This is a genomic window from Ruegeria sp. CDSB022 (assembly GCF_059611145.1).
The window spans coordinates 1-15,504 of sequence record NZ_JBXWOZ010000015.1; the positions used below are offsets into that span (position 1 = coordinate 1).

Genomic DNA, 15,504 nt, shown 5'->3' on the forward strand with positions numbered 1-15,504 from the left:
ACAGGTGCCCGAAGGTCTTCCTCTCAGCAATCGCCATCGCAGCTCTCGTCATCTATTGGCTATGAGTCCTGACCCTAGAACCGCGCCTCTAATTGTCGAAGCTAATGCTCAGTTTATCTGAGGTAGCGATACTCTGGCAGGTTAATATATCTCCTCGGGTGACATCGCTGTCTTCAAGGGCCATTCGAGCATGCATATGGACCTGACCTTTTGTTAGACGCGCTTTGCAGGCGCCGCATACTCCGGACTGGCAACTGAAAGGTGGTGTTAAGCCCGCCGACAATATTGCATTCAGTAGCGTTTGATCTACGGCAACAGGAACCTCGTGTGTCGCCCCGCCCAGTTCAACTTGTGCATTGGCGGCGATACCCGTCACACTGGAGGCTGTGACTGTAGCCCCGCCGAAGCTTTCCATATGAATTCGGCTCGCAGGTACGTCCAGTGCCATCAGCGCGTTGCTCACGTCCGCATTCATAGCTCCGGGTCCGCAAATCCAGTAGTGGACATCTTGCGCCACAGGTGGGGTTTCCTTCACGGCGGCTTTTATGGCATCTGCATCCACGCGACCTTTTCGCCACGAGCTGGACCAACTCCACAGCGAGGGTGCAGACAGGACATGGCGCAATGTGAACCGGACGACATGATCAGTTTTCAATATGTCTAATTCTTCGCCAAAGATGATGCTTTCGCCATCGGCGTTGCCATAAATCAGATGAGCCACTGAATGAGGTTCTTTTTCGAGGACAGAGTTGATCATTGCAAAAAGCGGCGTGATGCCACTGCCTGCGCCAAAGAAATAGTGGGTGCGGCGCTTCAACGGGTCCGGCGTCAGGGAAAATTGACCGAATGGCGGCATGACATCGACCGTATCGCCGGGCTTTAGATGGTCTCCGATATGATTGGACACCAGCCCACCGGCCACCCGTTTTACCGTGATGCGCAAAAGGGCACCCGGCGGGTTGGAAATGGTGTAGCTGCGGCGTTGCTCTTTCTCGTTGAGGTGGAATCGAAGAGTGACATGCTGACCGGCTTGCCAGCAAAAGGTTTCTGCCAGACTGGTCGGTAGATCAAAGGTCACGCTTGTGGCTTTGCCGTTGATCTCAGGCCGGATTTCAGAAATTTTCAGGGAAAAGAAATCTGGGTTCATGGTTTCCTCAACGATAATCAAACGTGGTGTCGAGAGCTCGGATTGCCAGCCGACCAGCTTGGGAGACGATGAAAAACCTATCCGTCTGGTTCATCGTTCCAGTTGTGTCGTCCCAGATGTAATCAATACTGGTCTTGGCGATGACACGCGTGCCGCCCTCGGTGGATTCCGAGGAAAAACGTGGGCGCACCGCGCCTTGTTTCCCTGTATCCCTGCATCGCGTCGGCCAATGTGGAATCCTGATGCCAATCAGGAAGTGTTTCCCAATCGGCCACCGGATAGGAAAACGTCTCATCTGGCTGACCCAGCCCGAATTTGATTGTGACAGTATGTACTGCCTTCGGGTGCCAGTCTTTCCACGTCGCGGCGATTGCTGTCTCATCTGTTGCATTGAGATAGCGCGCCGTCAGGTCCTCGGGTTCGTCTGACGGGCTGGCCAAGACCAGTCCGGTTGCCAGAATTGTACCGATCAAGGTTGCAACAATGCGTTTCATTTACTTTCCGAATTCGGCGGAGTGGATGGAGGTGTACGACCGGGCAATTGAAGGAGTGATCCGATATTGACCCAAGGCATCTGGCTAAGTTTCGACCTCTTGTGCCTCAAGGAAGTCCAGGATTGCTTGTTGATGTCTGACTACCGGGCTTTCTCCGTTGGCGGCTGGACCGACTTCAAAATACGGGCTGGTCAAAGACTTTTGCTGTTGCTCACAGGCGTAAATATCCTCGGCTGTAAAATCACCTGACGCCATAGGATCATCTTCGCCGATTGCGTCGCTGTCCGGATATTTTGGACCGCCGAAATCCTTCCAGAAACTCCAACTGCTCCATTCCTGTTTCTGAAATTCCCACCCTGAGGCATTCGCCAGTTTGGTGCGGTTCTCCACGCGCGTCAGATCAGGACCCAAGGGCGTGATAATGAAGATGTTCCAGCTATCCTCACCCGCGCCAAGCCCGATACCGGGAAACAGCATTGGCACCCAGGCCCCAATATGGGGTTCTGGTATTGCCCGTGGTGTAGGTAGGTTTTTCTCCAAATCCTTGGCATAATCAGGCGCTGGCGGTTCCCAGAAGTGATAGTGCGGACCTTTCCAGCCGTATTCCGCCCGCGCATGATCATACATGTGCAGCGTGTTCGAATGAAGATGGCTCAGGTGATAGACGTCGATATAGTTTTCGACCACGATCTTCCAGTTGGCCTTGATCTCATAGCTTTGCCGCGCATCGGGATATTCCACCAGGTCTTCCGGCTTGTGTGGCCCCAACAGCGGATCAACCGTACCAAACCATTCAGCAAGACTTGGCGGATTTGGATCAGGATGCACAAAGAGCATGCCGCGCCAGATATCCACACTGGCGGGTTTGAGGCCGAGGCAGGATTTGTCGACACCATTGGGATATTCCTTTGCCTCATCCGGAACAGAAATCAGGTTGCCCTCGAGATCGTAGGTCCAGTCATGATAGGGACACGTCAGCGCCTTTTGCGTTTTCCCGACGGCCCGGATCAACTGGGTGCCACGGTGTCGGCAGATGTTATGAAACGCCCGCAGACGGTGATCGCGCCCCATCACGATAAAGATGTTGTTCAGCCCGGCCTGCACCGAAACAAAATGACCGGGCTCTGGCACGTCCTCGGCCAAACCTGCATAGCGCCATGTGCGTGAGAAAATCAGCCGCTGTTCGCGATCAAACCAGTCTTGCGTCGTATAGGCGTCAACGGAAAGGCGGTGGTACATTTGGGTCATGGCAACCTCTTAAACAAGCCACATGGCGTAGGTTGGAAACAGACTGGCCGCGATCATCATCAGGCCGAACACAGCCCAAAGGATCGCAACTGCCCAGAAAAGGATCGGATCGTGTTCGCGCGAGATATCAAAGACAAGTGCGGTCTGACCCGTCATAATCGATGGCACCAACCACCACAGAAACAGCAGGCCCCAAACCCAGTAGAGCCCCAGCACAGCCGCAACCAAAAGAACTGGTAATGCCATATGATTGACAAGGCGTCGGGTGCTCATACGTTCGGCTCCAAACTGGCGGCAAGGATCGTTGCAGCCTGTTTCAGCTCTTCGCGCCAGACCTCGGGCGGATTTAGCGGGGTCAGCGAATCCAGGTTCACATATGTTGCGGAAATCCCCTGCGAAACGGCACGGATCTGGGCAGGAGGGGCGTTCGGAAAGGCGCGTTTCAACACGACTTCAATCACTTCAAAGAACTGTTCCAAGCTGTCGACAAGGGGCTGCCGCATTAACGGGTGATTGGCGACGGATGTGACAAGCGACTGGTAGGCCAGCATTACACGCGGATCATTAGGGACAGATTTATCAAACAGTAGATCGATCAGATCAGCTGTTGTGCCCGTTGGTTCCAACGCGTCCTGAAGGGCTGTTGTCGCCTGTGCAAACCTATCTACGACATGGCTTATAAGGGCTCCGGTCATCTCTTCCTTGTTGCCCAAATAATGACGCAGGATGGGTCGTTTGACACCAGCCTCAGTCGCGACGCGCTCTTGGGTGGCCCCCTCCAATCCGAAACGGGACACACACGTGAGATATGCATCAAGAATCTGTTCTGATCGCTGGTCTTTGAGGCTGGGACGGGGCATCGCTTCTCTCGTTTATTGTCACATCTGACAAATAACTATTCAAAGTATATTGTCAATAATGACAATTAATAAAATCTCTGCAAGAGCCGGTGCGCCCACAACCCCGAGAGGTTACTTCAATGCACTAAGGTATCAGTGTTTGCTGCCTCTTCAGGTAGCTTTCGCCGCATAGAATCGGTGTCGACTTCAAGTATGGCGAAAAGTTTTCCGGCCCAATGGACGGCCCCGGATGTCAAAAGAAAAACCTCTGGTACCACAATCCACTCGCCAATCCACACACCCCCGGAACGCTCATGCTGGTGCAAAGTCAATTCGCCAATCTGCTCGGCGCGTTGACGTCCCAGTCTTCCGACAGCCTCGCCAAATTCTGACGCCCGTTGGTTCTGCTTATGCGCCATTGCAGATGAGGCACCCCGACCTGTTTCATGAGTTTCCGCGATTTCGGCAATGTCGGTTGAGGACAACAAATTCACGTTATGTGAGATTTTGCAAATGGTTGCACACAGTGCACCAAGCGCTGTCACGATGTCCGCTATTCCATCCCTCGCATTTTGCCAGTGCGGGTCGATGACGCCCAGTCCCAACGCATGTGCAACAGCACGTTTGATCTGTGACCCATCATCATTGTCATAGGCTCTCAGATCCCCAACTGGTCCTCCGATTTGAACGTTCAACCCTCGCTGCGCGGCGTCATCGATTGCGTTCTGTCGACGCACCAGCTCAGATTTCCAGACCTGCAGTTTGGTGGCGAAGCACATCGGAACGGCGTGCTGGCCGTTGGTGCGCCCCATCATCATCGTGCCCCCATGATGAACGATCTGCTGATCCAGCAATGTAAGGAGCCGCTGCAAGTCCAGACCGATCTCTGCGAGTCCGATCTTCATTTGCATTGCAAGAGCCGTGTCCATGATGTCTTGCGTCGTTGCACGGAAATGAAAGTATTTCGCATGATCGCTAAGCGCTTCGCGCATCTGCTGAATCAGCCCAACAATAGGTCGACCCACAATCAACATGTCCGCCTGCATTTGGTCCTTGTCGAGCATCTGAGGCGACAAAGCCTCAATCGCACGGGCTGCATCATTAGGAATAAGCCCCGCCTCGGCTTGACATCGAGCCAGGGTTTGCTCAACCTTCAACCACGCTGAGATCGTGCTGTGTTCTGACCAAATGACGCGCATGTCGCGGGTCGAGAAACAGTCGCGATAAAGACCGAACTCAAGCATCACCCAACCCTCCCGCGGCAAGCTTTCGGTCTTTTAGGACACCCCGGACACGGAACGCTATCGCGCCAGCACCGATGATTATGAAAGCCAGCGCGATTGGGCGTTCGACAAAAATCAGAGCGCCCCCATCCGACATCAGCAGCGATTGGCGAAAGGTCTCTTCGGCGCCCTTTGCCAACACAAATGAGATGACAAATGCGGCGATATTAAAGTCGTGCTTTCGCATCAGCCAACCTACAAACCCTGCCACGGTCATCACTGTCACATCGAACATTGACCCACGTGCAGAATAGGCGGCGACAAAGGCGGTCATGAAGATCATCGGATAGAGGACATTAGTCGGAATTTTCAGGATCAAGCGCGCCACTTGCGTGGCTCCAAAATAACCGATCACGCCATACGCAATGATACCCAGCATTCCGCAAGCGAACAGTTTATAGACCAATTCCTTGTCGGTCAGGAAAAGTGTTGGTCCAACCTGAATGCCATGGATCAGGAAGACACCCAGAAGGATGGCGCCAATGGTCGATCCCGGAATGCCCAACGTCAACAGGGGAGCCATAGATGGGCCGGAAACCGCATTGTTTGCTGCTTCGGGTGCTGCGACACCTTCCAATGCGCCCTTGCCCCATTGCTTGGGGTTCTTCGCCCGGCGCTTCCCTTCACCGTAGGATATGAAAGCGGCAATCGCTGAGCCCAGCCCCGGCAGGACGCCGATACCTGCCCCGATAAAGCCACCACGCAAGGCGTGCGGCAGGCAGGGTTTGTATTCCTCCCAGGTCAGATCATTGCCGTCTTGCGTGCTGTCGTTCTCTTTAGTCTCACCATGGGTTTTCCGACGCTCTTCCAATTGGGCAATTACTTCGCCTAGAACAAAGACACCGATCATCAGGGGAACCAGTCCAATGCCATTGGACAAGTCGAAGGAGCCAAAGGTGTAGCGTTCCTCGCTCGAAATCGGATCAAGCCCAACCATGGCGACCAGAATTCCCATCAGGGCCGACGCCAGTCCTTTGACTACGGATTTGCCGATTACCGATCCAATCACAACAAAAGCGGCAAAATAGATTGCAAAGGTTTCCGGCGGTCCCAGTTTCAATGCGATGGACGCGATGAACCCTACACCGATGACCAACATGATATCCCCCATCAGATCGCCAATGACTGACGAGATGGTGGCAACCTTCATCGCCTTTCCTGCCTTTCCCGCGCGCGCCAGCGGATAGCCGTCGATCTGGGTGGCAGCACTGGCAGCTGTGCCCGGCGTATTGAACAGAATGGCCGCGATTGATCCACCATAGCGTCCGGATTTGCCAATCACGTAAAGAAACGCCAAGGCGAAAAGGGGCGACATATAGAAAGTGATCGGCAACAGCATTGCGATGGCCGCTGATGCGGTCAGTCCGGGGGTCGCACCCACGATCATGCCAACAAACGCCGCCAATACGATGGCGAAAAGCAGCATCGGATCTGTAATCACCGAAAGAAGAGCGGGAAAGATATCCATATTTTGTTACCCCTGAATCCAGTTCAGCAGATCAAAGACCTCGCCATAGGGTGGGAATACGCCGAGCAGCACAAAGAAAATGATGTGAAAGACCAGCGGGCACAGAATGACTGATAGCGCCAATCCGGTCCGACTACGGACGCCAAAAATGTAGAGAACCAGCGGAGCAACAATCGCAGTCGGAACAAGGTATCCGAACCATCGGAAAGATTGCTGATAGATCAGCGCAATGATGAAAAGGCCGATGATCTCAAGCGTGGCCCCATTGTCGGGTTCGCCTTGTGCTTCACCTGCGTTCTGACGTGTGGCCCCGATGATCAGGAATCCGGACAGAGCAAGCAGCGCAACAGCTGCAGCAAAAGGCACAATGCCAGCCCATGTATCACCGGGCGAGGCCGCTGGCACTTGCCAGGCACTCCAGATGGCAACACATGAAATAGCTGCCAGAACAAGCCCTTCGGCATAAGCACGCATAATTCCCTCCGTCACACATTGGTCGTTGAGAGAGATCGGGTGGCGATATCGCCACCTGATCCTGTCAGTCTCAGTTCGTCAGGCTATCCACCAAAGGCGCGGCGTCTTCTTTCATCGCCGAAAGTGTTGCCTTGGCATCTGCGCCGTTTTGATAGACCGGGCCGGTTCCGCGTGAGGCCAGAAGTTCGGCAAGCTCAGGTTTCGCTGCGATCTGTTCCAGTGCGTCTTCCATGGCCGCAACCACCTCGGGCGGCGTGTCTTTTGGTGCGAATACAATCACCGGGGACGATACGGCAGCGAAGGGTATCCCTAGTTCACCAAATGATGGCACATCCGACATAATCCCGTCGCGGTCCTGACTGTTGACCGCCAGCGCGCGCAGCTGATCCTCAAAACCGGCCAATTGCTGCACGCCAAGGAAACCGAAATCAGCTTGTTCGCCAATTAGTGCTGCACGGGTCGGACCACCACCTTTGAATGGTACATCCTGTGCCTCGATGCCGTTGTTGGCCAGAAAGCCCAGGCCGCCAACATGGTGAAACCCGCCGCGTCCCGAATGCGCCCAACGAAGCGATCCTGGATCAGCCTTTGCCGCGTCGATCACGTCTTGCACGCTTTGGAATGGGCTGTCCTTTGGCACCATCAGCGATGTCTGCAACTGACCGACCTGAGCGACAAAATTGAAACTTTCCAATGCGTCAATGTCGGTGTCCCGCGTCATGGTCGACAAAAGGAACGACCCACCCGACGTCATCATCATCGTGTATCCATCCGGACGCGCACCGACGACCGAGTTGGCGCCGTTCAGACCGCCCGAACCGGGCTTGTTCACGACTACAACTGGTACGTCCAATATGCCCTCGGCTGCTGCCGAGATGGCACGTGCATAAGCATCTGTACCACCACCGGCCTTGTACGGCACGATGAGGTTGATGGGGCGCTTGGGCCAGTCGGCAGCAAAGCTGGCTGTGGCTGTTGTCGCTACGGCAACGGCGGCAATGGCCGCGTTAAGTAGTGTTCTGCGTTTCATCGGGTCCTCCCATAAGCTCGACCCTAAACTATCTAAGTTTGGGTATTGATAAAAATGCAAAGAAAACATCTACTCTTGCAAAAAACGAAAGACTGGGTGAATGAACATCAAAGCTTTGCGCGCATTCAGTATCACGTTGTCCGAAGGCTCTCTGATTGCCGCCTCGGAAATATTGCACCTGAGCCAACCCGCTGTCAGCCGATTGATATCGGGATTGGAAGCAGAACTAAGGCTTACATTATTTGATCGAAGCGGCCGCAACCTTACACCTACTCCAGAAGGGTTCGCATTCTACCGCGAGGCAGGTCGAATTCTGGAAAATCTGGATGAAGTGCCCAGGATCGCGGCGGAAATTCGTGCTGGGCGAACGGAATCACTGCGCATTGTCACTATGCCCCGAATTGCGCAAACCCTATCGGCCCGCGCAGTGGCAAGGTTTTTCAAAGAACACCCTGACATCAACATCAGCCTGGATGTCCGAGCACGGCGCGAAGCCGGAAAGTGGTTAGCAGGGCGCGAATACGACATCGGTATTGGAGCATTGCCCGTTGAACATCCGGGAATTCGCACACAACCGTTATTGAGAGTTCGGGCACAGGCGATCCTGCCTGCAGATCACAAACTTGCCAAACGACAGAAACTCTCAGCGACTGAGCTTGTGAATGAACCTATCATCCGTTTGATGCAGGGGTTGCTACTGCGAGATCAACTGGATGACATCTTTCATTCTGCTGGCGTTTCTCCTGGCCAGTCTTGCGAAGTTGCGTCTTCCCAACTGGCGTGTTCACTTGTTGCAGAAGGGGCAGGTATAACTATCGCAGATGAATTGGTCTCAGCTCAGATTGGTCTCGAAAACTTGATCCTGGTGCCGGTTGTTCCCGAAAAATGGATGACATTCGGGCTGTTGTACCCCGTCTCGCAGGACAGAACCGAAGCTCTTTGCCGCTTTCAAACAGTTTTGCGCGATGTGGTTAGGGAACTGGCGGGTCAAAGCCCAACGTTGGAAGTGGCCATGGATTAGGACCATTCGATGATCAGATGCTCGGGGTTCAATCGCCATTGAATGCGTCAGGCTCTACGCTGACGCAGTTGCAGAAATGATCCACATCGCAGTGTCGAGAAGGGCGACCAAGGTTTGTTCGTTTGATTGACAATGGGAGCTTAGTGAACTTATCCCCCATTTGTGGCGCGCGCAGCATTGGTAGGTGTGGGCTCTTTCAAGACCTTGGGTGCAGCGCAGCATTTCGGTTCAAGAACCACTCGCCATCAATTTGAACGGCCCATAGCCGACATCCATCAGCCCTTTGAAATACTGCGTTAGCAGCCCGCATTTCAGACATTCGCTGCGATTGCGAAAGCTAGTCTAGGTGAATTCTCACTCCGCGTTCGACAGTGGAATCGCTACCTCAGACTTGTCTCATTCATTGCTAGATTTCTATGGCTACAACAAACTCCAGCCAGCTATCGATGCCGGGGGTCAAGATCTGGGGCCAGGCACGAAAACAAATCTGAGGGCACATGCGAATTTGATTCTCTAAAACTTTTTACAATTGAATCGCGCCAATCAAACGACGTACGTAACATCACAACCTTGTCTCGGGTTCGCCAACAAAGAATTTTAGAACCGATAAGTCGCGCCTAGCACAGGCCCCGACTGATCAAATGTAAAATCGTTGCCGTTGATTTCATGATCGAATGAGATATAGCGATAGCCACCGCGGATCAGCCACCTGTCGTTGATTGCGTAATCTGCCGTCAGCAGAATCTGCCAGGTTTCACTTTCACTGCGGAAGCCTCCGTAGTCGACAAAACCGGAGCCCGACCACTTATCCGAGAACTGTACCCGTGCTCTGGCGCCGATGACAGGGTCGGTCCAGCTATCATCTGCCGTTGTTGTGCGCCCCGGTGCCGCGCCGGGTAGAAGGGTAAATTCCGTTTCAGTGCTGAACCACCGGAAACCCCCGGCGACGTCAACGGTGATAGTTGGCGCTTCATACACTCTGTAGCCAACATAGCCACTTAGGTATTGTGTGGTAAATGATGTCTCCAGACCCGAGCCGACAGGTCCAGGAGCGCTGTTACTGAAAGATAAGTCTGTGTAGTTGTAATCTGCAAGTATCAGCCAACGTCCGTTGGTGGCCGAGAACGCACTCATAAAGGCAAAATCGAGGTTTTCCAACGCATCCGAAAAGCTGAGAGTACCGTCCAGAGTGCCCAAAGGTGTGTCCAATGTAGTCTCTGTTTCCGGCATGAACAGGTAGATTGTGGCCTCATATGACCAATCGGATTGTTGAGCCGAAGCCACTGTGGCCACAGATGCAAAAAAAGCTACTCCGCAAGCGCAGCTTTTCACCCAAATTGACGAAGTCATTCTGTCCCTCCCGTCAAACAATCAAGTTTGAATAAATGGTCTTTGGTTTGTGGTTGTTTAGCCATGGGCCTCATTCTACAGCTCCTTCGGTTGCCATGGAACCGCTGCCGACACGATTAATATCTGTGTTCGGGAAGAACTCGGACCAGACATGCCAGAATGCGCCTGCGCGCAGGGTTTCGACACGTTTTAGCTGACCCTGATCTGAATGGCCCCAAAAATCGCAATGGCTCACAGGTTGACCAAAGTCGTTGTACCAAACGCCTAGGCTTTCATACTTTGGATCCAAGCTGACCACGACATCTCGTCCGCCGACATTGGAATTCACGATCCACTCGTTCTCGACGATGAAATCATCAGTCCAGCAAACCGCATCCTTACCGATCGTAATTCCCCAAACGTAGGTTTTATTTGGTAACCGATCGTCCGAACGATCCATGTTGTCCATCACGGGCGCATCTTCCTGATGCTGGCGTCCGATGCCCCAGCCAAACGTGATCTCGGTCATCATATCCAGCAGGCGCAAAAATGGGTTCGGGGATGGCTTGTTCAGAAATACCTCACCGTCAGGATAGGCCTTCTGAAACCCGCGGAACGTCATTCGAAAGGTTGGCCAGGGCTCCATTTGCGCTTCGGGTCGAAGGGGGCAGGCAGGACCGTCGGAGTTAGGGTCGCGGTCCGCCTCGCGGAAACCATAGATGTGCTGGATCGGCTCGCCCATGTCGTTATCGCGCAGGATTAGGTTATTGCCATGCTGGGCCAAAACCTCGAGATTCAACCGTCGTCCTTCTATTCGCGGAATGTAACCCTGACCCAGATTGGCCATAGCGCAATAGGTCATGACCACGTCTTCGCCACCCAAGCCATCTACATTCCCGGCCAGATGAGGGCGCATAATCTGCGCATCCGGGTGCGCGCGGGCTTGGCCGTTGTTTTCGATGACTACGACGGGCGCAGTTGGTCCGACATATTTGCGGGCTTCTTCAATTGGAAAGTACTGTGCGTCATTGAGCTGGTTCCTTAGACCCAAATGCACCCAAACGTAGGGAAACCCATAAAGAAGAAGAGTAAGCACAGCCGCTATGAGCCAAAGCCAGAAAGGGCCAGCGCCCAAAAGGAAATGCGCAAGTGTTGCCGCTGCAAATCCGCCAAGTCCGATACCGATCAGGCGATATTCATTGCGGATAAAGCGCACCATATTCTCGCGCTTTACCTTCAGCAGCATTTGAGAGACGTCGCCAAGGTCTCTGAAATAGACAAAGCCGATCCCAAGGGATGTGATCAAACCCAGTGCAAAGAAAAGTAGTCCAATCATGTGATGATCCTAAAGGCTTTGGTGCGTCGCTGCCGTTATCGGTGTTATTGCTGCGGGGCTTGGCGTTTGATCAGGAACGCCTCAACCGCTTGTCGCGATTCTGGGCGCGTGTTTTCAATCCCTTCATAGGGCACGCCATAGGCCGGCGGACTATCTGGATATTTCTCTTTACGGGCCATGTGTCGGCCCAGAATTCGCACAAACTCCTGTCCACCCCAGGCGCCAACCTCGGTTGAGACTGAAAATTCTTCGCGAGTGTCGCGATATAGGTCAAAGAATTCGGCGGCGATGGGGTTTTTGCCAGGTGGCGGCAAGATGAGTTTGAGTTGATCTTTGACGACGGCTTCGGGTTTTTTGTCTGAATAGATGATCACGTGGTCGCGGCGCGATTTTGCTTCGTCGTCGAAAAGCAATGCAGCAGATTGATCCACGCCGTCAATCAAGCGATCGCGTGGGACAAACTGATCGGCACCGGCGAAGCGAGCCATCGTTGTATAGAGATCGGAGATGTGGATGATGCTGTTGAGAAGGCCATCTGCTGTGATCATGCCGGGCCACCGGATAAATGCATCAACCCGTACACCGCCCTCGGTGGTATCGGCTTTACCGCCACGAAAGATCATCGGAGTGAACCCTGATTGCGGTGAGTACTTGGTGAAATGACCGTTGTCGCCCATTACTATAACGATTGTATTCTCTGCTAAGCCGAGCTCGTCAATTCTGGTGAACAGATCACCAAGCCATTGATCCAGCAACTGCATCTTGTCGACATAAAGTCCGCCGTTAGCGCTTTTAGGACCCGTTCTGCCGGTTCGTGTGTTGTCCAGCGGGATCATGGGCCAGTATTGCAGGAAGAATGGTTCTTCATCGCCAGCCAAACGCTCCAATTCGTCCATGGTCTTGTCCTGGAAGGCTTGGTTCATCTCGTCATACTTTGCGGCGTTCCAGCGCTCGCCAGGTTCCATTCGGATTTCGCGGATCGGGCCGCCAGCTTCGCCTTCAATAACGGTCATCATGGCCGAGGCATCAGGACGGAACCACTGGTCGATGGTGTACTTATCATCGTAGTCCCGAATAGCCACCGAAACCTGTTCCTTGATCGCGTCGTCATGGAAGATCGTTAGTTGCCCCTGTTGGTGGATTGCATGCTGGGCATAATCGAACCCCTGATTCATCGCCCAGCTTTCTGAAATATCCCCCATGTGCCATTTGCCAACGTGGCTGGTAGAGTATCCAGCCTGTTTTAGTACTTCCGCCAGTGTAACCTCTTCCCCTGGAAGGCCTTCCCCGGCGATATCAACCTGCGTGTTGCCCATTCCCATACGGACGGGTAGCCGCCCGGTCATTTGGGCAACGCGGGTCGGGGTGCAGGACGGTTCGGTATACATCCGAACCATACGCATCGCTTCATCAGAGAAATCATTGATGTTGGGCGTCTCATAGCCCCGGACGGCATTCAACTCGGGTATTCCCATATCTCCGAAGCCAAGATCATCGATCAAGACACTGACTATGTTTGGGGGTTGCCCCTTGTTCCTATCTCGAAAAGCCGCCAGAGCCTCATCAACAGCGATGTCATCTTGCACCCATTTATCCGCGTGTTGTGCCTGCAAAACATAAAACTCAGCATCGTGTTGGATTGGGTCTTCCTGCGCCTGCAAGGGTGGTGCCGTAACGCCTGCACAAAAAACCAGAAGCCATTGTAGTTTCATTCCGTCTCCCCCAGGTTTGAAGCCGAGCTTCGGTGTTTGATCTTAGATGCGTTAACCATTTGTAACATCGTTATATTCAAATATTTACTTAAATTTGCGACGTCACTGCCAGCTCATGAATACATCACGGGTCAGTTCAGTTTCCGGACGCAGGTTTTCGATGCCCTCATAAGGGGTACCTTTGCCGATCTCTGAATGTGGATATTTGGCGATCATTTTCTGGTGGCGCTTTATCATATCCTGAAAAGATGCACCGGCCCAAAGCGAGTAGCCAACCAACGGGTGTTCCTCACGAGGGTCCCGATAGATGTTATAGGTTGGAGCAGCCGCGCCGGGTTGACCAGGGGCAGGAAGGTGCATCTTAAATTCTTGTTTAACGACCGAGCGCAAGACAGGACCTTCGTAGACATAGACATAGTCGCGCCGACCGTTCCCCTCGCCGTTCAACAGTAACGCCGTCTGGTCAATGCCGTCTATCACTCGGTCCCTTGGGATAAAGGCGGTGGCTCCGGCAATTCGCGCCATTGTGGTGAAGATATCTGAAACATGAACGATGTCGCCAGCTGCACTGTTGGGTTCGATCACACCGGGCCAGCGAATGAACGCGTCGGTTCTTACTCCGCCTTCAAGATGCTGAGTTTTGCCTCCGCGATAGATTAGTTGGTTCAGGCCGGATGAGCCTTCATAATGATACATCAGACCATTATCTGCCATCAGAACAACAATTGTGTTGTCCGCCGTGCCGGTTTCTTCAAGCTTGGCCAAGAGATCTCCAATCCATCCATCAAGCAGTTGCAGCTTGTCGGCATGAAACCCGCCATTTCGTGAAATTGCCTGATCCGGGTAGACGAAGTTCAACGGGTACAGAGGCCAGTATTGCAAGAAGAACGGCGCATCCTCGGAGGCTACACGTTCGAGTTGCTCCAGCGCCTGCCGTTGATATCGTTCGTTCATCTCTTCATATTTAGCCTGCGTCCAAACCTCACCGGCTGACATGTCTACTTCCAGGGCGGGCCCACCGGCTTCGGCCTCGACACCGGTGACAAGACCATATGGCTTGAAGCGCTCATCCAGCAGGAACTGATTGTTCTGCCCCTCGGGCACGTAACCGAGCATGGCGTTGGACCTCATTGCCTCGGGGATCATGAGGCTCAGCTGCACTTGCTGGTGTAGTGGAAATGCGGCCCAATCGAATCCTTGATTGTGTGGGTACGATTGCTCAATGTCACCTTGGTGCCATTTGCCGATATGCGCCGTATTGTAGCCGACTTGTTTCAGTATCTCCGGCAGTGTCACTTCGCTGGTCGGAAGACCTTCTCCGACCAAAGCCACTTTGACCTCTTCGACACCGGCGCGTATCGGGTGGCGCCCTGTCAGCATGGCGGTACGTGTGGGAGTACAAGAGGGTTCGGTATACATGCGCATCAGCGACATGCCTTCGGTAGCCAACTGATTGATGCTGGGTGTCTCGATCCCCATGACGTAATTCATCTTGCGGTCACCCATCTGACCAAAGCTTACATCATCGATCAAGATGTAGAGGAAATTAGGAGGTTTGCCGCCATTGGCCGCACGAATTTCGGTCAGCTTTGCGTCGACTTCAACGTCTTGCGCATCCCATGCCTCACCAAACTGCGCGCGAAGGAATTCGAACTCGCCGTCATGAACAATCGGGGTTTCCTGAGCAAGCGCGGAGCCGGCACCAATCAACAACGCAGGCAAAATGTATCTAAGTCTCATGTCAAACCTCCAAATCTTTGTTCCGTACCGATTCCGAATCAAGGCCATGCGCCTCCAGCCGTCCGTCAATACTGCTGCGCAGGTCCGAAAGGCTTTCTGCCAGATCGGCGAGATAGCGCATCTGAAGAACAGACTGCGACCTTGGCGGCACCGCCAGTTCGGCGAAGACCTCTTTGTAGTCGCGGCAAATTCGATCAAACTCTTGGTCTTTTGCCCGCAGGTCCCGCAGCAGGCGACCCGCTTCGGGAAATTGGGATTCAAAGAACTCATCATCCGTCATTGGCAGCGCCCTTCAGGCATTCGTTTGCCAAGCATGCACCCAACAGAAAATGTATTGAACGTACAAAGCCGCATGCTACCGTAGCACCATGGCGCCAAACCCT

15 protein-coding genes are annotated in these 15,504 nt (G+C 53.5%); 1 reads left to right on the forward strand and 14 read right to left on the reverse strand.

Annotation, left to right across the window (positions count from 1 at the left end; all coding sequences use genetic code 11):
* Positions 1–88: 88 nt before the first annotated feature.
* The 9 genes from AC2FIZ_RS17130 to AC2FIZ_RS17170 all read right to left on the reverse strand — a co-directional run bounded on the left by AC2FIZ_RS17130 (position 89) and on the right by AC2FIZ_RS17170 (position 7,983).
* A complete protein-coding gene (locus AC2FIZ_RS17130; protein WP_282022314.1) occupies positions 89–1,168 on the reverse strand; it encodes a ferredoxin--NADP reductase in 1,080 nt (359 codons plus the stop codon).
* Positions 1,169–1,269: 101 nt separating this feature from the next.
* Complete coding sequence (locus AC2FIZ_RS17135) at positions 1,270–1,641, reverse strand: hypothetical protein (protein ID WP_281995960.1); 372 nt, start codon at positions 1,639–1,641, stop codon at positions 1,270–1,272.
* 84 nt (positions 1,642–1,725) lie between these two features.
* Positions 1,726–2,889, reverse strand: coding sequence for an aromatic ring-hydroxylating oxygenase subunit alpha (locus AC2FIZ_RS17140; RefSeq protein ID WP_281995961.1), 1,164 nt, complete (start codon positions 2,887–2,889; stop codon positions 1,726–1,728).
* Between the two features lie 9 nt (positions 2,890–2,898).
* Positions 2,899–3,162: a hypothetical protein gene (locus tag AC2FIZ_RS17145; protein ID WP_281995962.1), complete on the reverse strand. Its 264-nt coding sequence runs from the start codon at positions 3,160–3,162 to the stop codon at positions 2,899–2,901.
* Positions 3,159–3,749, reverse strand: a complete 591-nt coding sequence (locus AC2FIZ_RS17150) for a TetR/AcrR family transcriptional regulator (protein ID WP_281995963.1) — start codon at positions 3,747–3,749, stop codon at positions 3,159–3,161. Before AC2FIZ_RS17150 ends, AC2FIZ_RS17145 begins: the two co-directional genes overlap by 4 nt.
* A 116-nt stretch (positions 3,750–3,865) precedes the next feature.
* Positions 3,866–4,972, reverse strand: a complete 1,107-nt coding sequence (locus tag AC2FIZ_RS17155; protein ID WP_281995964.1) for a lyase family protein — start codon at positions 4,970–4,972, stop codon at positions 3,866–3,868.
* Positions 4,965–6,479, reverse strand: coding sequence for a tripartite tricarboxylate transporter permease (locus AC2FIZ_RS17160; RefSeq protein WP_281995965.1), 1,515 nt, complete (start codon positions 6,477–6,479; stop codon positions 4,965–4,967). Before AC2FIZ_RS17160 ends, AC2FIZ_RS17155 begins: the two co-directional genes overlap by 8 nt.
* Positions 6,480–6,485: 6 nt before the next feature.
* Entirely contained in the window at positions 6,486–6,953 is a 468-nt protein-coding gene (locus AC2FIZ_RS17165) for a tripartite tricarboxylate transporter TctB family protein (protein ID WP_281995966.1), read from the reverse strand.
* Between the two features lie 70 nt (positions 6,954–7,023).
* Positions 7,024–7,983 carry a tripartite tricarboxylate transporter substrate binding protein gene (locus tag AC2FIZ_RS17170; protein WP_281995967.1) on the reverse strand — a complete coding sequence of 320 codons (960 nt, stop codon included), beginning with the start codon at positions 7,981–7,983 and terminating at the stop codon, positions 7,024–7,026.
* Between the two features lie 100 nt (positions 7,984–8,083).
* Here AC2FIZ_RS17170 and AC2FIZ_RS17175 point away from each other — a divergent pair, with 100 nt between their 5' ends.
* A complete protein-coding gene (locus AC2FIZ_RS17175; protein WP_496791402.1) occupies positions 8,084–9,004 on the forward strand; it encodes a LysR family transcriptional regulator in 921 nt (306 codons plus the stop codon).
* Positions 9,005–9,601: 597 nt separating this feature from the next.
* On the opposite strand, the gene AC2FIZ_RS17180 is transcribed toward AC2FIZ_RS17175, so the two are convergent.
* The 5 genes from AC2FIZ_RS17180 to AC2FIZ_RS17200 all read right to left on the reverse strand — a co-directional run bounded on the left by AC2FIZ_RS17180 (position 9,602) and on the right by AC2FIZ_RS17200 (position 15,401).
* The gene (locus tag AC2FIZ_RS17180; protein ID WP_496791403.1) at positions 9,602–10,354 is read right to left on the reverse strand and encodes an outer membrane protein; all 753 of its coding nucleotides are present in this window, start codon (positions 10,352–10,354) and stop codon (positions 9,602–9,604) included.
* 70 nt (positions 10,355–10,424) lie between these two features.
* Positions 10,425–11,669 carry a DUF3179 domain-containing (seleno)protein gene (locus AC2FIZ_RS17185; protein WP_282022306.1) on the reverse strand — a complete coding sequence of 415 codons (1,245 nt, stop codon included), beginning with the start codon at positions 11,667–11,669 and terminating at the stop codon, positions 10,425–10,427.
* A 44-nt stretch (positions 11,670–11,713) separates the two neighbouring features.
* Complete coding sequence (locus AC2FIZ_RS17190) at positions 11,714–13,381, reverse strand: sulfatase-like hydrolase/transferase (protein WP_496679031.1); 1,668 nt, start codon at positions 13,379–13,381, stop codon at positions 11,714–11,716.
* Positions 13,382–13,483: 102 nt separating this feature from the next.
* Positions 13,484–15,121, reverse strand: a complete 1,638-nt coding sequence (locus tag AC2FIZ_RS17195) for a sulfatase-like hydrolase/transferase (protein ID WP_281973730.1) — start codon at positions 15,119–15,121, stop codon at positions 13,484–13,486.
* Position 15,122: 1 nt separating this feature from the next.
* The gene (locus AC2FIZ_RS17200; RefSeq protein WP_496679028.1) at positions 15,123–15,401 is read right to left on the reverse strand and encodes a hypothetical protein; all 279 of its coding nucleotides are present in this window, start codon (positions 15,399–15,401) and stop codon (positions 15,123–15,125) included.
* Positions 15,402–15,504 lie beyond the last annotated feature (103 nt).